At 40.4% G+C, this 21,793-nt stretch carries 24 protein-coding genes; 17 read left to right on the top strand and 7 right to left on the bottom strand.

The features are described from left to right. Positions 1-166: 166 nt before the first annotated feature. The 4 genes from ACOSVQ_RS10915 to ACOSVQ_RS10900 all read left to right on the top strand — a co-directional run bounded on the left by ACOSVQ_RS10915 (position 167) and on the right by ACOSVQ_RS10900 (position 2,184). A complete protein-coding gene (locus ACOSVQ_RS10915) occupies positions 167-547 on the top strand; it encodes a SpoIIAA family protein (protein ID WP_491982595.1) in 381 nt (126 codons plus the stop codon). 69 nt (positions 548-616) lie between these two features. Then, positions 617-1,048, top strand: a complete 432-nt coding sequence (locus ACOSVQ_RS10910; RefSeq protein WP_491982594.1) for a MazG nucleotide pyrophosphohydrolase domain-containing protein — start codon at positions 617-619, stop codon at positions 1,046-1,048. Positions 1,049-1,128: 80 nt separating this feature from the next. Further along, positions 1,129-1,596 carry an OsmC family protein gene (locus ACOSVQ_RS10905; protein WP_491982593.1) on the top strand — a complete coding sequence of 156 codons (468 nt, stop codon included), beginning with the start codon at positions 1,129-1,131 and terminating at the stop codon, positions 1,594-1,596. A 9-nt stretch (positions 1,597-1,605) separates the two neighbouring features. Continuing rightward, complete coding sequence (locus ACOSVQ_RS10900) at positions 1,606-2,184, top strand: DJ-1/PfpI family protein (protein ID WP_491982592.1); 579 nt, start codon at positions 1,606-1,608, stop codon at positions 2,182-2,184. A 39-nt stretch (positions 2,185-2,223) separates the two neighbouring features. Here the strand turns inward: ACOSVQ_RS10900 and ACOSVQ_RS10895 are convergent, their stop codons facing one another. From ACOSVQ_RS10895 to ACOSVQ_RS10885, 3 genes are all read right to left on the bottom strand, one after another. Continuing rightward, positions 2,224-3,018, bottom strand: a complete 795-nt coding sequence (locus tag ACOSVQ_RS10895) for an EAL domain-containing protein (protein WP_491982591.1) — start codon at positions 3,016-3,018, stop codon at positions 2,224-2,226. 347 nt (positions 3,019-3,365) lie between these two features. Then, complete coding sequence (locus ACOSVQ_RS10890; protein WP_491982590.1) at positions 3,366-4,154, bottom strand: lipase family protein; 789 nt, start codon at positions 4,152-4,154, stop codon at positions 3,366-3,368. 103 nt (positions 4,155-4,257) lie between these two features. Beyond that, positions 4,258-4,893: a hypothetical protein gene (locus ACOSVQ_RS10885; RefSeq protein ID WP_491982589.1), complete on the bottom strand. Its 636-nt coding sequence runs from the start codon at positions 4,891-4,893 to the stop codon at positions 4,258-4,260. 197 nt (positions 4,894-5,090) lie between these two features. On the opposite strand from ACOSVQ_RS10885, the gene ACOSVQ_RS10880 reads away from it, so the two are divergent. The 3 genes from ACOSVQ_RS10880 to ACOSVQ_RS10870 all read left to right on the top strand — a co-directional run bounded on the left by ACOSVQ_RS10880 (position 5,091) and on the right by ACOSVQ_RS10870 (position 6,616). After that, positions 5,091-5,339, top strand: coding sequence for a DUF2164 domain-containing protein (locus ACOSVQ_RS10880; protein ID WP_491982588.1), 249 nt, complete (start codon positions 5,091-5,093; stop codon positions 5,337-5,339). Positions 5,340-5,510: 171 nt separating this feature from the next. After that, entirely contained in the window at positions 5,511-6,047 is a 537-nt protein-coding gene (locus ACOSVQ_RS10875; RefSeq protein WP_491982587.1) for a cytochrome b, read from the top strand. Beyond that, positions 6,047-6,616, top strand: coding sequence for a YceI family protein (locus tag ACOSVQ_RS10870; protein ID WP_491982586.1), 570 nt, complete (start codon positions 6,047-6,049; stop codon positions 6,614-6,616). Before ACOSVQ_RS10875 ends, ACOSVQ_RS10870 begins: the two co-directional genes overlap by 1 nt. A gap of 76 nt (positions 6,617-6,692) precedes the next feature. Here the strand turns inward: ACOSVQ_RS10870 and focA are convergent, their stop codons facing one another. Then, complete coding sequence (gene focA / locus ACOSVQ_RS10865) at positions 6,693-8,144, bottom strand: formate transporter FocA (RefSeq protein WP_491982585.1); 1,452 nt, start codon at positions 8,142-8,144, stop codon at positions 6,693-6,695. A gap of 217 nt (positions 8,145-8,361) precedes the next feature. Between focA and ACOSVQ_RS10860 the strand changes: the two genes are divergently transcribed. Together ACOSVQ_RS10860 and ACOSVQ_RS10855 are read left to right on the top strand one after the other, a co-directional pair. Continuing rightward, positions 8,362-9,267 carry a LysR substrate-binding domain-containing protein gene (locus ACOSVQ_RS10860; RefSeq protein WP_491982584.1) on the top strand — a complete coding sequence of 302 codons (906 nt, stop codon included), beginning with the start codon at positions 8,362-8,364 and terminating at the stop codon, positions 9,265-9,267. Positions 9,268-9,489: 222 nt separating this feature from the next. After that, on the top strand, positions 9,490-9,984 hold the full coding sequence (locus ACOSVQ_RS10855; RefSeq protein WP_491982583.1) for a DUF1097 domain-containing protein: 495 nt from the start codon (positions 9,490-9,492) through the stop codon (positions 9,982-9,984). Positions 9,985-10,108: 124 nt separating this feature from the next. Here the strand turns inward: ACOSVQ_RS10855 and ACOSVQ_RS10850 are convergent, their stop codons facing one another. Further along, complete coding sequence (locus ACOSVQ_RS10850) at positions 10,109-11,740, bottom strand: ATP-dependent endonuclease (RefSeq protein WP_491982582.1); 1,632 nt, start codon at positions 11,738-11,740, stop codon at positions 10,109-10,111. Positions 11,741-11,989: 249 nt separating this feature from the next. On the opposite strand from ACOSVQ_RS10850, the gene ACOSVQ_RS10845 reads away from it, so the two are divergent. Then, positions 11,990-13,735: a bifunctional metallophosphatase/5'-nucleotidase gene (locus ACOSVQ_RS10845; protein WP_491982581.1), complete on the top strand. Its 1,746-nt coding sequence runs from the start codon at positions 11,990-11,992 to the stop codon at positions 13,733-13,735. Between the two features lie 855 nt (positions 13,736-14,590). Next, a complete protein-coding gene (locus tag ACOSVQ_RS10840) occupies positions 14,591-14,782 on the top strand; it encodes a hypothetical protein (protein ID WP_491982580.1) in 192 nt (63 codons plus the stop codon). A gap of 128 nt (positions 14,783-14,910) precedes the next feature. Here the strand turns inward: ACOSVQ_RS10840 and ACOSVQ_RS10835 are convergent, their stop codons facing one another. After that, complete coding sequence (locus tag ACOSVQ_RS10835) at positions 14,911-15,477, bottom strand: PhnA domain-containing protein (protein WP_491982579.1); 567 nt, start codon at positions 15,475-15,477, stop codon at positions 14,911-14,913. A gap of 170 nt (positions 15,478-15,647) precedes the next feature. Here ACOSVQ_RS10835 and ACOSVQ_RS10830 point away from each other — a divergent pair, with 170 nt between their 5' ends. Further along, positions 15,648-16,730, top strand: coding sequence for a metalloprotease (locus tag ACOSVQ_RS10830; RefSeq protein ID WP_491982578.1), 1,083 nt, complete (start codon positions 15,648-15,650; stop codon positions 16,728-16,730). A gap of 46 nt (positions 16,731-16,776) precedes the next feature. Here the strand turns inward: ACOSVQ_RS10830 and ACOSVQ_RS10825 are convergent, their stop codons facing one another. Beyond that, positions 16,777-17,568 (bottom strand): M48 family metallopeptidase, encoded by a 792-nt coding sequence (locus tag ACOSVQ_RS10825; protein WP_491982577.1) that lies wholly within the window; start codon positions 17,566-17,568, stop codon positions 16,777-16,779. Positions 17,569-17,661: 93 nt separating this feature from the next. Between ACOSVQ_RS10825 and ACOSVQ_RS10820 the strand changes: the two genes are divergently transcribed. The 5 genes from ACOSVQ_RS10820 (at position 17,662) to ACOSVQ_RS10800 (ending at position 21,793) form a co-directional block, all read left to right on the top strand. Then, complete coding sequence (locus ACOSVQ_RS10820; RefSeq protein ID WP_491982576.1) at positions 17,662-18,114, top strand: hotdog fold thioesterase; 453 nt, start codon at positions 17,662-17,664, stop codon at positions 18,112-18,114. Further along, on the top strand, positions 18,115-18,348 hold the full coding sequence (locus ACOSVQ_RS10815) for a DUF3389 domain-containing protein (protein WP_491982575.1): 234 nt from the start codon (positions 18,115-18,117) through the stop codon (positions 18,346-18,348). It abuts the gene before it with no gap. Positions 18,349-18,429: 81 nt separating this feature from the next. Beyond that, on the top strand, positions 18,430-20,136 hold the full coding sequence (locus ACOSVQ_RS10810) for an SgrR family transcriptional regulator (RefSeq protein ID WP_491982574.1): 1,707 nt from the start codon (positions 18,430-18,432) through the stop codon (positions 20,134-20,136). A gap of 7 nt (positions 20,137-20,143) precedes the next feature. Further along, positions 20,144-20,395 (top strand): hypothetical protein, encoded by a 252-nt coding sequence (locus ACOSVQ_RS10805; RefSeq protein ID WP_491982573.1) that lies wholly within the window; start codon positions 20,144-20,146, stop codon positions 20,393-20,395. Positions 20,396-20,905: 510 nt separating this feature from the next. Beyond that, entirely contained in the window at positions 20,906-21,793 is an 888-nt protein-coding gene (locus ACOSVQ_RS10800; RefSeq protein ID WP_491982572.1) for a LysR family transcriptional regulator, read from the top strand.

Here is a 21,793-nt window from a genome sequence, read left to right as displayed (position 1 = left end):
CATATACTGCTTAAATGAGCGTTAATAGTTATTGATATGATCTTTAGAGTCATTCAAAAGCGATTAGCGCTAGAACCAAATTCAGAAAAGCTATTGTTTTAACTTAAACAGGTAAAACAGAAGCTTTATATCACGAATAGTCCGGTTTAGTGGGCTAGGAGGGACTATGACTAACGATAGACATGGTTTATCTATCGGTCTTGATCGAGTTGAAAATGAATTTTTCATTTCTATAAAGGCTGTAGGTAGGCTTACTCACCAAGATTACGAACACCTCACTCCAATGCTTGAAGCAGCTCTGATTAAAGTGAACCAACCAAAGGTCAAAATCCTATTCGATGTAACCGAACTTGATGGTTGGGAGCTAAGAGCAGCATGGGATGACTTGAAACTAGGACTAAAACACAGTGCAGTTTTCGACAAAATAGCTCTATTCGGTAATCAAGATTGGCAAGAGATGTCGGCCAAGATTGGTGATTGGTTTGTTTCAGGCGAAATTAGATATTTCGAAAGCTACATCGATGCGTTAACGTGGTTGAAAAACTAGAGACGAAAAATTAGTCTAAAGAGAACCTAAAACGAGGAAGGATCCTCAGTCGTCATAGATAGGGAAAGAATGGATAAATTAACGCCAATGACATCGATGTATTTCGAACAGTTACTCAGTATCGCTAGACGTAAAAGCGTCATCGACACAGCTAGTGATTGGTTTGACGGCTCTCAGACTTATCTAAATGAGATGAGAAGTGAACTCGATGAAGTATTAGAAGAGATCCCACTAAACAGACGTTGCTATCTTGAACAGGAGCTAGGGGATTTACTCTGGGATTATCTAAACGTCTTACTGGCTCTAGAGTCTGAATCCGAAATTAAATTGGAAAGCGTATTGGAAAGAGCTTGCAGAAAGTTCGAACAAAGGGTCAGTGGATTGGAAGATGGTATTTCTTGGAGTGATATCAAAGCTAAACAAAAACTTTCGTTAGCTGAGGAACAGCTGCATTGGGAACAGCAAAGCTGCCTCATGCCTTCCTGCAATTTAAGCAAATAAATCAGTACCTAACCTATTAATAGAAAACAGGGATATGTGTGAGCGGTATGCTCAGTTACTACTGTTTAAAAAGGATAACTATGTCTAAACACACTGCTAAAGTGTCTTGGTTTCGCAAGGAAAACGAAGTATTCAGTGATAACAAGTATAGTCGTGAACATGTGTGGGAGTTTGATGGCGGTGTCACTGTGCCAGCATCACCTTCACCAAGTGTTGTCCCTCTACCGTATTCTGTTGAAGCCAACGTTGACCCCGAAGAAGCATTTGTAGCTGCACTTTCTAGTTGCCATATGCTTGTTTTTCTCTCAATTGCAGCAAAAAAGCGATATGTCATCGATGAATATGTTGATAAAGCGGAAGGCTTGTTGGCGATGAATGAAGACAATAAAGAATCGATGACCCAAGTGATTCTACGCCCTAAAGTCACTTTTGTTGGAGAGAACGTACCAAGTGCCGAAGTACTGGAGAAGATGCATCACCACGCTCACGATAACTGCTTTATCGCAAACTCAGTAAAAACTGAAGTTATTACACATATTGTTTACTAAGGGAAAGCAATGAACATAGGGATATACATTTACGATAACGCAGAAGTGTTGGATTTTTCGGGGCCTTTTGAAGTATTCAGTACTGCCAAGAGGTTAGCAAACAAGGATTGGAACGTATTTTTAGTTGCAGAACAGCTTTCCTTAGTTAAGGCGCGTGGCGGTTTTGATGTTCAACCACACTATTCATTCGACAATGCACCAGACATTGATGTAATAGTCATCGTTGGCGGCGTTCATACTGAGGAAGTTAAAAAATCAAAAGTTACGGAATGGATAAACAAGACCTCATCAAATGCAAAGATCGTAGCGTCAGTTTGTACTGGGGCGTTTCTACTGGCAAAAGCGAATGTTGTTACTGATCATTGTGTGACGACGCACTGGGAAGACATTTCAGATCTAAGAAAAGATTTCCCGAGATTAGAAGTTCAGGAAGATGTCCGTTGGGTTCAACAAGGCAATATCGTGACGTCTGCAGGTATTTCTGCAGGGATAGATATGAGCTTATTCCTGATATCAGAGCTAGATTGTACTGAGTTAGCCCAAAAGACAGCTAAACAAATGGATTACGATTGGCAGAAAGTATCTTAAACCACCTATAGGTTAACCCTCTAAAGCTATCTAACAGGGTTAACCACATGCAAGCTGGACTCTTGGCATTACGCGTTCTGGAGTGCCAAGAAAATACCCCTGATACATGTTTAAATTCAGTTCTTTCATTGCTTCGAACTGTTGCTCTGTTTCGATTCCTTCAACCACGGTTTTCGCTTTGGCTTTTTGAGCTACATTGATTGCGTCAAGCAATGGTGCTGTATCGCCACTCATATATTTATTCAACAGAGTGCGGTCAAACTTGATTATGTCAGGCGATATGAGATCAACGCGTTCAGATGTCGAAGCCTGTGACCCGTAATCATCTACAGCGATATGAAATCCATAATTTGACAATGTTTGTGTCGCTTCTTTTAAGAGCTCGTTGTCTTCAGAATGCTGCTCAACGATTTCCATTACAATCTGAGGACGTCTGATATTAAGTTCGTTTATACGAGTTGATAAACGAGTAGAGAAGGTTTCATTTTGTACTAGGAACTGCCCGACCGATGGTAATAGGTTCAAAAATAATCGAATGCTTTTAAAAGGTGAATTAGCAAAATTTCTAACGTGGATCGCTCTGCTCAATAATTCGACATTAATTTGATCAATTAGATTAAATTGATCTGAATGGAAAAATAAATCAGGGCGTATTTGTCGATGCCCATTTGTATATATTCTAACCAATGCCTCAACACCAACAATTCTCTTTTCTCTAGAAAATATCGGCTGGAATACACTACGTAGCGTCATATTTTTATAATGAGCTATATATTGTCCCGTGTTATCGAAACTAATGTGTTTATCGAATTGTTGTCTCTGAGTAAGAATCATAGAATTAGTTAAATCCCAAAAATAATATTTAATTTACGCATCCATACGTCAAATTGTTTTGATTCACGTCATAGTATTGACGATATTAATTTTCTGTCAATCATTAATAACAAGATCATAAACTTAACTCGATCTTATAATGGATCATTTTTATGATCTTTAAGTTTTAAGATCAATTGTAGTTAAGCTAATTTTAGTTAACTATATGAAACGTAATGTTTATATTTCTAATAAAATAAATATATTAGACTAAATTGATGATCTAACTATACGAGGTGAATATGATCTATACAGATTTATTAAAATATTAAACTTTTAGAAAATAGAGATACTTCATGTTTAATTTTTCAACGATCGTCAAAAAAATCTTTATTCCTTATATAGCGACTCATCAGATGATATGAAAATGGTCTAATAGCCCATGAAATTATACTTTTTCCTAATCTAAGAAGTGTCGGTGTATTTTCATACACTCGTTCATTATGCAACCAAAGTAACTTCCCTACATGCCAGTAATAAAATGGTAATGGAGGCAGGAAGGTAACAATATCAAGATCACAACACACTCGGTATGTTTTATGAGCTAGCGAATACCGCCTTCTATATTGGTAACCACCTATCGCTGGTTGACCAAAGGTTACAACTCTTTTAATTGTTTTTGGATATTGTTTTTCTACTAAATCAGCTAGAACGGTACCAATTGCACCACCTGATGAATGTCCTGTGAAAGTCACTTTTTTGTCGAGTTCAATCAAAGGAACAATATAGCTCATTAACCTTTGATAAACGTTCAAACCTAACTTATCAGTGTTATGTCCAGGGCGACTTTCTTGCAACATTAAGTAGGCATAACCAGCGTGAATTGGATAATCAGTACCAAGTGTATTCGGTGTCACTTGCCACATCGCAAGGTTTAATAACCAATCCCAAAGTGAATGAGAGCCCTTTATTACAACGATGACTTCATCACTTTTCTTACTCCACAGAACGCGCATCATCACTTTGCCAAAACGGTTATAAACAATCCGTTGACCGTTTGGATCGAATCCGTAGTTGGTTTGCTTAAATACCCTTGGATATGCCAAATTACACAGCACTGCGTATCTTTCGTATTGGTAGCGTTTTAAGCTTTTCACAGTCTTATTAGTTGTTGGTTTTTAATAACTATGAAATAGGAATATGTAAGAAAAGTGACAGCTGATAAAAATGAAGGCTATTGGAAGGGCCAGTGTACTTACACTAAGCCCATTGCAGAACTGCGTACAGTTGAATGTATTTTCGAACTAATTGCTGATTTTTTGAGTGCTTCAAAGGATGTCCAAACTTGATGTAGCAAGGGCTTATTTGATAGCGCGCTTCTAAAGCTTGAGTTAAAAGTGAGTCACTTTCGTAAAGTGTAATTCCTTGAGCACTGTATTCATCAATTTCATCGGGTAACTGACCCGTCCACCAGTGAAGTAGCTCTCTGCTTTTTTGGCTTTTGCTAATCCAATGATCGGTAAGAAGAATAAGAAAATCATTTGGCTGGATAGCAAAACCGTATTCTTGTTTCCACTGAGAAATATCGCGCATCAGCTTTTCGCGACAGGTTTTACCTGCACTAACTAAGTGATGAGTCAGTATCCAGACTGTGCCCATTTCACTCGTTACTCGAAAATGGTGTGGCATATCTGCGTGGAAAGTGGATTCAATGGAGTCGTAGGCACAGGCATGTCCAAATTCAGTTAACGTACGCGACAACCGACGTGCGAATGCTAGACCTAAATGGTGTTCGCTCATTCCTTTGTTATGAATGGTTGGATAGTGCTTCTCACACAACCTCAAGCAATCGGTTTGAAATTCATTGACGCTTTGTGTGACTAGGTCCAGTAACAATTACTTATTCTCCATAATGTAAGCTCAGTTAGATTATCACAGTTACATTTTCTCACTAGGGGTAAATAACCGTTTTACTTCACCAATTTTTGAAATTTATATTTCTCTAACCGATTCGAATAAATGAAGTAAGAGCAGTAGTAAACAGATGAGTCTTGTTGGTTATAATAAGCTTCGAAATTGTGGGGGAAGTAACGATGAGTGATATTGAATTTACACAACACCAGAAAGAGGGACTAACTGCTGCATTACAAAAATACTGTTCCGATGAGTTAGATATTGAACTGGAACAGTTCGATGCGTGGTTCTTGTTAGAATTTGTTACAAATAAGGTAGGGCCGGTTTTCTACAATAAAGGGCTCTCTGATGCGCAATCTGTCGTCGAAAGAAAGATGCTAGATATTGGTGATGAGCTCTATCAGATTGAAAAAGAAAGTGAATTTTAGGATCGTACCTAAGACTTTACACATGTTTATTGTTCAAAATATTCGAATAAGTTCTTCAATCCGGCTGTATAGCTGCAAGGTAAATATTGGTAAATACTCTGTTAACAGTATGTATCAGGTGATACCGTCCGTTGATTAATGGTATCGAACATAGTTATGAGAGAAGCTGATATGAGTACCCAAGTCACACACTACAACGTTGTATCGCGTTCTATTCACTGGGTTTCTGCAATTGTAATTGCTGGAATGTTTGCCGTCGGTCTATGGATGACCGATTTGTCTTACTACAGCACTTGGTATCAAACTGCGCCTCATTGGCATAAATCGGTAGGATTGCTTCTAGCTGGGCTTTCAGTATTTCGAATAGTATGGAAGTTGGTGACAATGTCACCTTCTATTGAAGGTTCTAAACTTGAACGCATCTTGGCTAAGATTGCTCATTTATTTATTTACTTCGATTTACTTGTTTTATTTGTCTCAGGCTACTTAATCTCGACTGAAGATGGTCGCGGTATTGATGTGTTCAGTTGGTTTACCGTGCCAGGAGCCGGAGCTTTATTTGAAGGGCAAGCAGACTTAGCAGGTTTGATTCATCTGTACGCTGCATGGGCATTGATTTTAGTTGCTGTAGTTCACGCTCTAGCAGCATTGAAACATCACTTTATTAACAAAGATAATACGCTACGCAAAATGATAGGAGTATCGTAATGAAGAAAACGTTATTGGCTGTTGGATTGGCCGCAAGTATGGTTGCATCTTTTGGTGCAAGCGCAGCAGATTACGTAATTGATTCAAAAGGCGCGCACGCTTCAATTAACTTCAAAGTAAGCCACTTAGGTTACAGCTTCATCAAAGGGCGTTTTAACAAGTTTGATGGTGAATTCTCTTTTGATGCAAACAACATCGACGCTGCATCTGTACAAGTAAATGTGGATACAACTAGCCTTGATTCAAACCAAGCAGAGCGTGATAAACACATCCGTAGCGCTGATTTTATTGATGCAGCAAAATTCAGCACAGCAACTTTTAAGAGCACGAAAGTGGTTGATAAAGGTAATGGTAAACTGGATGTAGTAGGTGATTTAACGTTACATGGTCACACTAAGAGCATTACTATTGACGCTGAGTTTATCGGTGCAGGTAAGGATCCATGGGGTGGTCAGAGAGCGGGTTTCGCAGGTACTACTCGTCTAGAGCTTAAAGATTTTGACATTGCAGTGATGGGCCCTGCTAGCTATGTCGATATGGAACTACATATTGAAGGCGTTCAAAAATAATTGAACGGCTGATGAAACGAAGCCCCTGCTTAGCAGGGGCTTTTTCTAGCCAACTTATTGTTATGAAACTTTTTAATTACGCTCGTTCTAGTTGTTTTTCTTCTACAACAGATAAACGTTCACCATAGATGCTACGTAAAGCGAGTAGGACATGTTGACGTTCAACCATTCCAACAAAATGACCGTTATCTAATACTGGGAGTTGGTGCGGTTTTTGAACTTTCATGCTTTTCGCTCTTTCTTCTAAAGACAGAGTACTTAGGCGAGTTGCGATACCCATGCTAGTTGTTGGATAAAGCTGTTCTCTATCTATACAAAGAAACTCAGCCACATCAACAAGCTTGTCATTTATATCTATTGCAATAACGTCTCTGGACATCAAGTCAACAACCTTCTGATCTTTTGCAGGAATATAGTTCTGACACCAAAGCTCCACCATAACGTCATGAGCTGAAAACATACCCACCAGACGGTTATCCATATTGACTACTGCAGCAACGTTAACTCTGTTATCCAATAGTTTATCGATAGCTGTTGGGACAGGCATATCAGCACTTATTCTTAGGGGATTAGGATCCATAATATCTCTCATTGTGATAGTCGTTTTCATAGTCGATTCCTTAACTGACGTTAGTGGTGTTGCTTGTGTAATTGATGAAATTTGGGTGGAAATAAGTTTTGGTCGGCTGTAAATAGACCAGTTTGCTAGGCCTACTAGAACCGCTCCACCAACGATGTTTCCTAACGTCACTGGTATTAGGTTGGCAGTAACGAAGTGACTTATGTTCAGATCCGCATAAACGGATGAGTTGATTCCAACTTGTTGCCAGAAAGAATCGGGCGCAAAGTTTTGGATTACTATTCCTAGTGGCACCATGAACATGTTGGCAACGCAGTGTTCAAAGCCACTCGATACGAACATTGCTACGGGCATAATGGTCATAGCTGCTTTGGTCATTGCGTTTGCTGAGCTGAACGTTAGCCAGATAGCTAAACAAACAAGCAAATTACAAAGCACGCCTAGTGAAAATGCTTGTAAAGTAGTGTGGTGCAGCTTGTGTTGAGCAATGTTCAGGGCATTTAATCCCCATTGCCCTTGATCTAGTTGATATAAGCCGGCTGAAGAAACTAATAGCAGCAAGAACATTGCACCGATAAAGTTACCTAAGTAAACCTTGCCCCACACTGACAACATCTTTCCAAAGCTAATTTGTTTGTTGGCCCAGGATATGCTCGACAAAACAGAACTGGTGAATAGTTCGCCACCACAGATGACAATCAATATGAGCCCCATACTGAACGCTAATCCACCTGCTAGGCGATTAAGTCCCCATTCCGCGTTTTGATTACCAGTCGTGACTGTGATGTAAAACAAAAAAGCTAGGCCAATAAATGCTCCTGCCATAACAGCGAGACTGATGGTCATTCCGCTGGATTTTTGGGCTTTGCTGAGAGCAAATTTCTCAGCTTCCGCCATCATCTCTTTCGGCGAAAAATAATGTTGATTGTAAGACTCAGTAGATGCCATAACTGGTCTCCATATTGATATCCATAGTGATACTCCTTATTACAAAACAACACCTTATGTGCTGCTTGGTACTTAGGTTAGCGCCCTACGTTTCACTAAGTAAAATTGATAATATCAAATGCCCATATCAATTATGTTGATATAGTGGTACTTGTAGGTAGAATGCAACTGTATGCTCATAGAAGAGTTTTATTCGGACGTAAGGAGATAGAGTGCGATGAGATATTCACTGAAACAGTTAGCTGTATTTGATGCTATTGCTGACGCTGGCAGTGTCAGTGTTGCTGCTGATAAATTAGCTTTAACTCAATCGGCGACAAGTATGTCTCTAGCCCAGCTTGAGAAAATGTTGGGGCGTCCACTCTTCGAGCGCCAAGGTAAGCAAATGGCGTTAACCCATTGGGGGATGTGGCTTAGACCTAAAGCAAAACGCCTACTGCAAGACGCGCAACAGATTGAAATGGGCTTTTATGATCAGCAACTAGTCAGTGGTGAGATTTCCATTGGCGCAAGTCAAACACCCGCAGAACATTTAGTTCCCGATCTTATCAGTATTATTGATAATGACTTTCCAGAGATACGCATTGACCTGCAAGTTAAAAGTACTCAAGCCGTTATAGAAGGCGTTTTGGATTACAAATATGATTTGGGAATTATTGAAGGACGAAGCGATGACAACCGTATTCACCAAGAGGAATGGTGTAGAGATCATTTAACAGTGATCGCTTCTGCTCACCATCCCTTCGCCAAACGTACTACAGTAAGTCTCGCTCAGTTAGAACAAGCTAAATGGGTATTACGTGAAAGGGGCTCAGGTACGCGCAAAACATTTGATAGTTCTATACATCATTTAATCGAAGACTTGGACGTATGGCGTGAGTATGAGCACGTACCGGTTTTGCGCACATTAGTCGCTAATGGCCCTTATTTAACTTGTTTGCCTTATTTAGATGTAGAGCGGTTTATCGAAATCGGAAAACTGGTTGCTTTAAACGTACCTGAGCTGAATATGGAAAGAACGCTTTCATTTATATGGCGAGCTGATATGGCTGAAAACCCGTTAGCTGAGTGTATTATGCGAGAGGGTTTTAGGATGATGAAGGGAAGATCACTTTTTCTCTAGAATGTTTTGAGCTGAAGTCAATCTCTACGTAGTCACTGTAGTTTCATTATTACGATTTATGTTGATTTATCGTTTACGTCACTATTATTGTGAATGCACATTAATAGTTACATTATATATGTGATATGGGTCACTATAATGGCTATTCTAAATCATTAGTATCTCATCTCGATTCACTGATACAGCTTTTGCGACAATAGAAGCTGTTTCGCAGAGGGTATGATGAGCACACTTTTAGCTATAGCAATCACTACAGGCATTCTTTCTGGTTTATGGGGATGGGTCGCCGTTTCATTCGGTTTACTCTCTTGGGCTGGATTTTTGGGCTGTACTAGCTACTTCGCTTCACCAAAAGATGGAGTACGAGGTTTACTTGAGAGCTATGCCACTAATATGACGGGCGTATTTTGGGCTATGGTAATCATCAATGGCTCGCAATACATGTCTATCGAAATCCTCGGCTACGTAATTACGGGTGTTGTGTCATTTTTGATGTGTATCCAAGCGAAGAAACAGTGGCTAAGTTACATCCCGGGTACATTCATTGGATGTTGTGCAACTTTTGCAGCCAACGGAGACTGGCAGATCGTTGTTCCATCATTGTTATTGGGTGGGGCGTTTGGCTTCTCAATGAAAGCGAGTGGGCTGTGGCTACACAAACGAGCGCATGAAGAGAAAAAAGCTTCTCAGTCGTTAGTGAGCAAACAAGCTCAGTAACTTAGCCGATGTATCAATATTCCTTATACAAAGATTCAATCGCTATTTAATAGAATTATTAATCAAAATGGGCATACAGCAATGTATGCCCATTTTGTTTATTAACGAGATAGAATTGTGATTGCTATGTATTACCATTAGCCATCGTAATGACCCGTTTAAGTGTCCAGCGTAAAAGAACCGGTATACATTCAACACCGCCAGCTTCGCAATGAGACACAATTGCTAAGGCTAAATCAGGTTTTGCATGCTTTTTAAGAACTCTTGTGACGACCTTCTTCGCTGGAATGGGTTGATCGTGTGGGATCTTAACCATGTCTTTAAAGAAAAACTCAAAGCCATGTGAATAAAGAAAGTGCTCGATATCTTTATCTGGTAGCTCAGTTAATCTGTGTCTTTGCTGATCATGTCCAAGCATATTGATAACCGTTGCTGAATACTTTTTACCAGCTGAGTCGCCATCAGTAACCACATGCCAATCGATACCAAATGATTTGGCGACTTTAATAAGAGATTTGAGGCCAGATTGCGCAAACTCAATAATCTGTACACCTTCAGCTGCAAGGTTGTAGCCACATTGCCGTGCTAGTTCACTGAATAGCCAAACCTCTGTTTCGCCTTCGACTAACAACCAACAACGAGCAAACAGCGCGCCAGTGCGATGAAAACGAATATGAAATCCAATTCGTCTAAGCTCGTCCTGACCAAAGCCTTTTATTGGCATCGAAGTCGCTATAGTTCTATCTGATTTTCTGACCAAACGACGTATAGAATGCATTGGTACTGAACCTAAAAGCTCTCCACTGTTAGTTGTAAGTATCTTTTGCATTGGTAGCAGTTCAAGCAGACTCCAAGCTCTCGCGAGATGAGTAGGGTGTAAACGACCTTCCGGATCTTCTACTATAAGGATCGGTCTTGCGCAGCGGCGTATATCTGCTGGGCCTTTCGCTTGCAAATAGGCATTGAGTAAACCGAGAAAAAGCAGTCTTGTTTGTCTGTCTTTTGTTTCACCAACGATCTGTTTCAAGCTCTTATCGTTAGTCGGAGTGGCGTAAACTAAGCTGTCTCTTTCTAAACGAGGATTCTTTCTACTTTGATTTTTAAACGAGAAATAGTGATCGACCAGCGCATTCATAGCATTGAGGCTACTGCGCATCTCACCTTTATTCACGTGACCGGGAATGGCCATTAAACGACGGCACGTATTGTCTATCCGTTTTTCGACCCGTTCATTTTCATTGTTGGTTTTACCAAATGGTCGTATGAATCGGCGAGAGTCTCGCAAGCGGATAACGGGGTGCAAACTCATCAGCTCGCGAGCGAGCTTTTCACTATGATGGACTGCAATTGGATTGCCTTTCAAATCAAGGAAAGTGTAAGTAGTAGTAATGTCGTATTTAACCCGCGAAGCACTGACGCGATAGATAATCCGATGGGTGCCATCTTCATCTTCACACCAAATAGGTTTCAGTTTTCTATAGCGGCCCGCTCTATGTTCATTCTTGTCTGTTGTAGCAAAACTTAAAACAATTTGAAGATTCTGCGTTTGAGGGTGAGAAATTGAGTAGTCGACGTGGAAGTCTTGTAACTCAAATTGATAAGGTTCGGAACTGGTAGGTAACATAACCGACAATGCATCGAGTAACGAAGATTTACCCCAGGTGTTTTCACCAATCAAAGTCGTCAGTTCATCAAAGGAGAGAGATAAGCGACGAATACCACGAAAGCCAGAAATTTCGATACGTTCTAAAAGCATCGGCCAACTCCTCATGCCTCTTATATTAACGAGGCCATTATCATTTTTCTTTAAGCATAATGTAAAACTGCAATGTAAGCAGATGGTTATCTCACATAAACTTTATTAGTTGCGCCAATGGCTATGAAATAAGGTGTCGCATTGATGTCAAACTTTATAACTTTCTTTTCATTAACGTTTCATTACTATCACGATTCTGTCATGATCTGTGAGCTAGGATTAGAGTGAAAGAAAAGAGAAAAGACAAATATGAAAAATATAAAAGACACGAAGATAGTAACATCCATCACTCTGGCACATATCAACGATACCCATTCTTACTTTGAACCAACGTCATTACAGTTAACTCTAGATATCAATGGTAAGCCTTTAACACCTTTCGTCAGCGCTGGCGGTTTTGCTCGTATTGCAACACGTGTACAGCAGTTACGCGAAGATGCTCAACGCATGGGAAAGGGGTTCATTTTCTTACATGCAGGTGATTGTTTCCAAGGCACACTGTATTTCTCCTTATTTAAAGGTAAAGCCAACGCTGACATGCTCAACGCGATTGGCTTAGATGCCATGGCTCTAGGTAACCATGAACTCGATATGGGAAATGAGCCTGTCGCTATTTTTGCCAAACGTACCAATTTCCCTCTGCTATGCGGTAACTGGGATTTATCTAAGGAACGTGAGGATAAAACACATCGTTTATCAGACAACGAATCTGTCATTTCTTTTAACCCAACATTAGGTTGTGCAAACTGGATTACTAAACAAGTTGAAGGAAGTGAAGTTGCCATATTCGGTTTGTCTCTAGACAAAATGGTGGATATCGCAAACCCTGACAGTGATACGCCGTTTATGAATGCGTTAGAAACTGCAAAGCGTACAGTTGAACAGATTCAGAGATCAGGTATTAACAAAATTATTCTTCTTAGCCACTTAGGTTATGAAGCAGACAAAGAGCTAGCTCGACACGTTGAAGGTATTAGCGTCATTGTTGGCGGTCATAGTCATGTACTTCAAGGTGACTTCAGTTCCTTGGGGCTGGAAACACAAGAAGAATATGGTCAACGCATTAATAATACCTATGTTGTTCAGTCAGGATTATATGCATTAGCGCTTGGTCATTGCCAAATAGATTTCGATGAAGAGGGTAATGTTCTAAAGTTCGAGGGTAGAAATGAACTTTTACTAGGTCGTCGCTTATTTTTAGATGCAAGTATGAGTGAAGCGGGCAGTGACTGCGCGCATTTAGAAGCCTGTGAATACGTAAACAATCATCCAAACGTGGTGGTGTGTAAAAAAGATCCTGAAGTACAGGGGATCTTATTGAATAAATACATTCCACGAGTTAGAGAACTGCAAGCTCAAATGATTGCCGAGGCACAGGATTCGTTAAGGCATGTCCGTGTCCCAGATGAGCATGGGCCAAGTCAATTAGCGCCATTAGTTGCTCAATCTTTTGTTCATGCAATGCGTGAACGAGGCCATGAGGTTCAGTTTGCAATCCATAATGCTGGTGGTGTAAGAACTTCAATCCAACCTGGCAAACTTTCCGTTGCCGATATTGCAGGAAAGCTGTTGCCGTTTGCCGTTCCAATTGGTGTGTATTCTGTAAGGGGCAAGACTATAGCGCTGACTTTGGAAGGGGCGATAAACAATGCAACTAACAATGGTGTTGAGGGGACTGGATCTGGTAGCTACCCATATACGCACAACTTGAGTTTCTGTTACCACGCCGATAAACCGCTTGGTCAACGTATTACGGACTTAAAAATTCGCATCGGTAATGAATGGCAACTCATTGAATCAGAAGCCTTCTATTGTGGTACATCTTCCGCTTATACCATGAAGGGTAAAGAAGGTTATGATGCTATCACCGCTATGCATGGTGAAGGCTATGTTAGTAACGTGTCGATGGCAGATGCATTCATTAGCTTGCTAATGGATCAGCCGGACATTCTTAATAGCCGACCTTTAGAGCAAAGGCATAGTCATCTTTCATAAAATGGCATAATGCTTGCTCATGATGTTTCAGTCTTTTATTTCTCAGTACAAGAGAGGAAAGGGGGAAACATGTGGTTTCAGGATTGGCTTGATACAGCTGTTGTAGTTGGTTGGATAGGTGCGTGGTCCGCTTTGGTGTACCTATTACCACTGGCTGGTTTTTAAAAATTGCCTACTTTTAAAGGCAAGTGGAAGAAGGAGCTATCTTAGGCTCCTTTTTTGATCTCGGTTCGGAAGGTAAACCTTGTAGGAACGCTTTTGCTTTAAGGTTTATAGTTTGAATGCATTCGCATTACTATAATTACCTTCACTGTGTTTTAGTATGCAGGGAATATCGCATAAGTTTATTTACTTAAAACCAAAAACCTCATCCATTATGATGGATATTGGCGAAGCAATGTTGCGTATAGACTAAGAGTTAACAGTCAGTGTATTTGCATCGTGTTACATCTTTTGTGACTAAAGAATAGTGCTTTATTTTTCTTTATAACTAAGTACGACTTTTATATAAACTCAAATAAATGTCATAAAAACAAACAACTATTGATGATCCATTACCTGATGCCTGTGATTGATAAAGTTGAGATGATAATAACAAATTGACGAATAAACATTTGTTAATAAACTGTATATTCTTTTTTTGGTTTTATAAATAGCGCATAGTTATTCAATGAAAATCGATCCTGATGGTTTTTTAGTCATGCTAATCGGTTTGATATTTTAGGGTTTGTAAATGAGTTGTTTCATTAGAATTATTAATCTGAAAATCTAAATTTTGTCATTTCTTAAGCGCCCAAAACGTACTTATCATTACTGCAAATACAGAAAGTTACCGAATTTTTAAGAGAGGCTATCATGGCACAAGCAATGTATATGGGTAGTGTAACAGCGACCACCTCTATGGATAAAAAGACCTATGCGGTTAACTTCAAAGGATTGATAGCTCATTTGATTGATATTTTATTTGTTGATAACAAACCAGCAGCTAGCTACTACAGTGCTGATTTGTCTAGCCACATTCAGCGTGATATTGGTTTGAATCGTTAATCAGATGCGTAAGAACTAAAAAAGCCGAATACTCTACGAGTGTTCGGCTTTTTTTATCTCACTAGAGAGAGCTGTAGCTTGTGAAATTGCTGCATTTAGTCGTTCAGCGATTTCACAAGCATAAATCGTTATTTCTTACGGCAGTATTCAGCAATGATGTACATTGACTGGCCGTTAGCTTTACCAGAAATAAGTTTAGGATCATCAGATAAGCTAATACCGCGTACGACAGTACCTTGTTTAATCACTTGAGATGAACCTTTAATTGGCAGGTCTTTAATAATAGTTACGTCGTCACCTTTTTTAAGCTCTACGCCGTTTACATCGCGTGGTTTTTCAGCGTCATCGTCCATACCGATTGCCGCCCAGTTTGCGATTTCTTCTTCCATGTACATCATGTCTAGAAGATCTTGTGCCCAACCTTCTTTAGCGCTCAGGCGTTTCAGTTGACGCCAAGCAAGAACTTGTACCGGTGGAACTTGGCTCCACATGCTGTCATTTAGACAACGCCAGTGGTTTGCATCTGCTGTTTCTGGATCTTCGATTTGACTTTTACATGTGTCACATAGCATTGCAGAGTGATCAACAGTAACTAGAGTGTGTGGTGCAACCACAAACGGAGTTAGAGAAGTTTCAGCGGAGCAGAGCTCACATTTAGATTCGCAGCGTTCAAGCAAAGTTGCTTCAGTAGACATATTACCCACCTTTGTAAATTTTGTAAGCGCGTATTATCCACGTTATGCACAGGATTTAAAGGGTTATTCATTCAAATCACAAATATCAGCGACATATAACGTATAGTTTTACGTTTATCTTACAAATGGCATAATCACGCTCCAAATTACAATAAGCGTAGATTAAATTTGTGGAACTACTAAGTACGGAATTACTAGGTAAGCCTCTTAGGCTTGAAGGCTCAATGGCTGGTTGGCAGCAATTATTCTGGAACAATACTCTGGTTTCTCAGAGAGAAGCTCAAGCAGACGACTCAAAGACCATTCAACACCACTTCAAATTACAAAGAGGCGAACAAGTTATTGAGTGTCGATTAGAGGTTGATCTTGTATGGCAGCCATTTAGCCTCTCATACCGAGTTTCCGTCGATGAGCTAATTGTTGAACAAAACAGTCGAACTGAAAAAGATATCGAGCGACAAGTTCCTTTTACACCGCCACCTGTTGAGAGGCGTTTTAGCGTAATTGGTATTGTATCTTTAGGAATGAAAGCCCTAAAAAGTGCCAAGCTAATAAAGGTGTTGCTTGCTTCAGCCAGCCTTGCTGCTTATTCGTGGCTGTTTTCGTATCAATTTGCCATAGCTTTAATATTGTGTCTGGTGTTTCATGAATATGGACATGTTAAAGCGATGAAGTATTTTGGAATGCGTACTAAGGGTATCTATCTTGTACCGTTTCTAGGTGGCCTTGCGCTTAGTGATGAGAAGATTAATACACGCTGGCAAGATGTTGTCATCTCTATAATGGGGCCTTGCTTTGGATTCATACTGTCGCTGATTTTGCTAGTGGTCTATTGGATTACAGGAAGTCAGTTATGGGCTGCACTGGCGGTGTTTAACGCGTTCTTAAACCTGTTTAATCTACTGCCTATATTGCCATTAGATGGTGGGCATGTATTAAAGAGTATTACTTTCTCGTTGAACAGCCGTGTCGGCATGCTTATTTGTATCGCCACAATTATTGGCGGCATCGCTCTGAGTTATGCGTTAGGTTTAACCTTATTGGGTTTCCTCTTAGTTATGGGTTCACTAGACCTAGCATTTGAATGGAAGCACAGACATCATAGTCATTTGTTACCTTTGGATCGTTATGGTCAAGTGGTATCGACTGTTTGGTATGTAGGATTATTGGTGGGATTGATTGCCATAATTGTAGGATTTGCAACCACTGGAGATACGCTTCTAAGTTTGCCGCTACATATTCTAGGAACTTAGGTTAGATTTGATAGAAAATGGGGAGCTGTTGCTCCCTTTTACATTTTCAGATTTGGCAGTTTGGACGAGCCGCAGCGCTTGTCGACAATGTACTTATTTTGTTCGTCAGGTCTTGAATACGTGTGCTGTGTGAAGGGTGCGTTGAAAGCAGTTCGGGTGGATTATTGCCACCAGAGGCTTTCGCCATGTTTTTCCATAGGTCTATGCTCTGCTTCGGATCAAATCCAGCTTTTGCCATCAATTCTAAACCTAAGATATCTGCTTCAGATTCCTGAGTTCTACCATAAGGAAGTAATACACCATATTGGACACCTACGCCGAGTGCTGCCATGGTTAGGCCTCGATATTGCGCGTACTCTGAAGCACCGAGCGCTACATCGGTTATTTGTAAACCCGCGTTAGCTATTTGTGATTGAGACAAACGCTCGTTGCTATGATCTGCTAGTACGTGAGCAACTTCATGACCAATTACGGTGGCAAGTTGATCCTGATTGACGGCCACTTTTAATAGACCGGTATATACACCAATTTTGCCGCCGGGAAGGGCAAAAGCGTTGACTTGGTCGCTTTCAAATACAACCACTTCCCATTCTGAGAAGCTTGCTTGTTTAGGGACGTATGCGGTAATAGTGTTCGCAACGCACTGAACATAAGTGTTGGTTTTAGCATCTTTGCTGATAGGAGTATCGGTTTTCATCTGATCGAAAGACTGCGTACCTAAGCTGCTCATGTCTTGATCCGAAAATAGGATCAACTGATTCCTACCTGTCGGAGAAGAGCTACACGCTGCTAAGCTAAGACAACTTAATAGCAAGGAAGCTTTCATTCTGTTATTCATCGTTCGTTCCAAGTCATTAATAATATCGGTATAGTATCATTCCAAATCTGTACTACGACAATAATAAATCTCCAAACCTTTTAGGACGTTACGATGGAAATATGGAAAAAGCCAATTAGCTTAGACATCCTCAATGCAAGCAATAAAAATACCTTGATGGAGCATTTGAACATTGTCTATACCGCATTCAGCGAAAACACAGTTACTGCAACAATGCCAGTATGTCATTTTACACATCAACCATTAGGTATGTTACACGGCGGTGCTTCGGTTGTACTGGCTGAAACACTTGGATCTGTGGCGGCTAATTTTGCAGTGGATGATGAAAGCTATTGTGTAGGTTTGGATATCAATGCTAACCATATTCGCTCGATGCGTTCAGGGTATGTCATTGGAACTGCCGTACCACAGCACATTGGTGTTTCGACTCAAGTATGGCAAATCAATATTACTGACGAACGTGATCGTTTGGTATGTACAAGTCGTTTAACGATTGCAGTAAAGAAAAAGCGTAATGAACGTCAACAAATAAAGACTGAGCAGTAAATGGTTATCGAATTCAAATATGGGAAAATCATCGCTACACAGCATGAGGTGGTGGTTCGTTTGGAAGGAGAGCATCGTGCAATGATGCAAGCTACCACCGACGCTGTTCAGTTAATGGGTAAAGGAGCAAATGTTGTTGTGGTCAATTGCAGTGAAGCAAAATGGTCTATCAAGCTTGATAACGAAGATCAACTAAAGCTGGTCGCTGAAACTATAGGTTGTTCTATTCAATAAAATTTTCATGAACTCACTTGCATGAATAATTAAAAATAGGGAAACTCACTGGTAGTTTGAATCATGTGAGATTTCCTCTTTATGAGCAGCCCCCGCTTAAGAGTCCAGTTCGAAACTTTGTTCGAACACTTCAATGGTCAAGATGCTGATGCCCAGCTTGAAGATGTTGTCGACATTCTTTTTTGCACACGTCGAAACGCGCGAATCGTTCTCAATAAAATGGAAGAGGAAGGCTGGATTGAATGGCATCCTGCAGCGGGGCGAGGAAAGCTATCTAAACTCCTATTTAAACGTAGTAGGGCTGATGTTAGTGAGAATCTTGCAAGACGTTATCTTGATGAGGGTAAGATTGGGCAAGCGCTTTCTGTTCTTGACCATGATGCGAATAAATTAACGCAAGTTATCCAGAGTTATTTAGGCGTACAGCACCAAGAAGGTCTTCAAGTAGTACGTCTTCCATATTACCGTCCGCTTTCAATGCTCAACCCGCTAAAACCAATGCGTAGGTCTGAACAACACATCGCTCGCCAGATCTATAGCGGTTTGACGCGATTTGATGAAGAAGAGCAACTTAAACCTGATCTAGCCCATGCATGGCAATCGATTAATCCTCAACACTGGCGCTTTTATTTGCGACCGGGTGTCCGTTTCCATAATGGCAATTTGCTAACTACTGCGGCTGTGGTTGAAAGCTTGTGGAATCTACGTTTTGTTAACTTGTTCTCTCATATTGAAAAAGTGGAATCGCCGGCAGACTGTATCGTTGATATTCACTTACAAAAACCAGATACCAGATTGCCTCAGTTATTGGCTGAATGTTGCGCAAAAGTGTTACTACCAGAATCAGAACGTAGTGAAACGTTTGATTTAATGCCGATCGGAACTGGGCCATATAAGGTTGTCCTGAATGATGAAAAACGGTTGGTTCTACAAGCCTTCGACAGCTACTTTGGATTTAGATCGTTGTTAGACAGAGTGGAAGTGTGGGTGATTGATGAAGCTCATTCCTCTATGGTGTTCCCGAGTCTTTCTAATCCGGTTAAAAACAAACGGGGATCGTCTACTGAAGATGTTGATTTGGATCCCGGCTGCACTTACTTGCTGCTTAACCGTCGTCATGGTGTAGCGGCAGATGAAACTTGGGCTGAGTACCTGTGTCACAAGCTCAGTGCAATGAATTTATTTAAGCTGATGCCAGAGCAAAATATTGTCGAACTTGGTGTATTACCGGCTCACGGCCTAAAGCCAGGCTGGTATCATCAGGTGCAAATAAGTCACAGTGTCACTCCAAGTGAGCCGAAACGCCTTACAGTGGCATATCACGGACAGCATCCCACATTTCCTATGATTGCGAAGGCGATTGAGCAGCTTTTGAAAGAGGATGGTATAGGTGTCGATTTTATTAAATATGAACTTACGGTAGAAAATGCCAGTGAAGTCGATATTTGGATAAAGCCTATGGGGATTGCAAGCCATAGAGATGATGCGTTAGCTGGTTGGCTGCTTAATGATTCGGATATTGAACATTTGAGTCGTCCTGATGACTTTCGCTTATGGTCTGATTTGATAGACCAATGGCGTGCCGAACCGCTAACTCATTTTCCGGGTAAAGAAATAGGTAAATCATTAGTTGAGTCACGACAGGTGATACCAATGTTCCACTGTTGGTTAGGCGTAAGTAAGGATCAATGTGGTTCGTTGCAAAACGCAAAATGCAACGCGTTAGGCTGGTTTGACTTTAGTCAGGTTTGGGTAAAACCTGAATTTGAGTTGGGTTACAGCGACTAGTAAGCACATGGCTAAACCAAACAAAAAACAACCAGAACAAAGTGTCGATATATTTTGCAGCAAGTGTAGAGCGCAACTTTTTAAGTACAAAAAAGGCGGCAAAGGTTCACTAGTAAAATGTTTTAAAGATCGAATTGTACAAAACTACGTGACAGAACCGTGTAAATGCCCAAACTGTTCTAGCGAATTCGCACGCGAATGTATGATTAGAGGTACTCCAGCCTACAAAATCATCGGCGGTAAGGTAATAATGAAATAGTCAGTTCGGATTAGTTTTTCTCAGCATAAAGAGCAATAAAACTTAACGAAAACTTTAAAATAGTGACTGATATGTACCTAAATTGATCGAGCTCGCTAAATTCGTTAATTTTTGTGTTAATAAGTATCATAAATTTATGGAAGTGTTAGAATTGCGCCGTAAAAATATTTAGGTCAAATCATTTTCAATTTCTTGGAGTTGTCATGGAATTAGCGCTTATCATCACTTTTATCGTCGCGGCTTTAGTCATGGTGAAAAAAGAGATGGCAGAAAACAAATAATTTATCGCATTTACTACACTTTTATTAACTTTTTGAATGCAATAAATTTCTAATATGAAGTCAGCAAATGCTGGCTTCATTTGTTTCTAACGGCTTAAAATAACTTCTGAAGTATAAATTCATAAAAAATATCGCTAGTATCAATGAGTCACTCATATATCAAATCAATAACAGAACTGCTCAGTAGCAGATTGGTTAAGCGATTTACTTTTGGAATAAGGATATTGTCTTGCATAGCCCAATAACACTCGAAGCACTGCATATTCTCGACGCAATAGATAGACGAGGCAGCTTTGCATCTGCAGCGAATGAATTGAACAGAGCTCCTAGCTCTTTGAGTTATCAGATTCAAAAGTTAGAGCAAGACTTAGACATCATGATCTTTGACCGTTCCGGTCATAAAGCCAACTTCACTGAAGCAGGCAAACTCATTCTTGAACGTGGTAGAGCAATCCTTTCTGCAACAGAAAAGTTAGTCAATGACGCCACCTTGCTCGCAAATGGTTGGGAGCTAGACATTACCGTAGCCTTTGATGGCATAATTCCCGTTGCATGTTTTTTCCCTATGGTGGAAGAGCTAGGCAACGTAAGTAAAACTCGGATTAGACTACAAGAAGAAATCTTAGCCGGCTGTTGGGAATCATTAGCTACAGACCGTTCCGACCTATTGGTTTGCCCAAAAGTGGACACCTTGCCGCAGGATGTGAAGTCTGAGGTATTAGGCACTATGTCCATGGTGTGGGTTGCAGCGACTAATCACTATGTTCATAAAAGAAGTGGTGAATTCAACGAAGAGGCGCGACAAAAATATCGAGTGATTGCAATTGCCGATACAGCTCGTGACCAACCAGCAATGAGTGTGAACATTCTTCAGAAACAACCTCGACTCACCGTTACCAATTTCAGTGCAAAATGTCAGGCGCTGGTGGAAGGGCTGGGTATTGGCTCTTTGCCAAAACATGTTGCTGAACCTTTAATAAAAGAAGGCAAGCTCAAAATTATCAGTGGAACTCAAGAGTGGGATATGGAGCTGATTATGGCATGGCGACGTAATAAGATAGGCGAAGCAAAATCTTGGTGTATTCAATATCTTAAGAAAAACTGGAAGCTAGTTTAG

Source organism: Vibrio sp. HM8-C (assembly GCF_058630515.1).
This window is presented reverse-complemented; position numbering and strand designations above follow the sequence as displayed.